The sequence below is a fragment of the Salinimicrobium oceani genome (assembly GCF_012037645.1).
The window spans coordinates 1-428 of record NZ_JAAVJR010000730.1 but is presented as its reverse complement, the minus strand read 5'-3'; the positions used below and the strand labels follow the sequence as shown (position 1 = coordinate 428).

The 428-nt window shown below is 42.8% G+C and carries 1 protein-coding gene; it reads left to right on the top strand.

Translation table 11 applies throughout. The annotated features are described in order from the left end of the window. Nucleotides 1-428, top strand: a 428-nt coding sequence (locus HC175_RS19115; RefSeq protein ID WP_168139750.1) for an ATP-binding cassette domain-containing protein, incomplete at both ends; no start/stop codon positions are given.

Below are 428 nucleotides of genomic sequence, written 5' to 3'. Positions count from 1 at the left end.
ACCTCAAATTGCCAACTTTCCGGGCAATCTGAAAGTTCAGGAGTTGATCACCATGATCAAGGATCTGCGGGGAAAACCTGCAAGAGAACAGGAGTTGATCGAATACTTTCGGCTACAACCATTCCTGGACAAAAAGCTGAATAAGCTTTCAGGTGGTACTCAACAAAAAGTAAATCTTGTGCTGTGCTTCATGTTTGACAGCCAATTGATCATTCTTGATGAACCTACTTCGGGCCTTGATCCTGTGGCATTACTACAGCTTCGGAAGCTTATTCAGCAGGAAAAAGAAAATGGAAAGACCATTCTCATTACATCGCACATCATGAATTTCGTGGAAGAGGTGGCAGACAGGATCGTATTTCTTCTGGAAGGAAAGATCTATTTTGATGGTACAGTAGAAGAAATTAAAACCACTACCGGGCAACCCG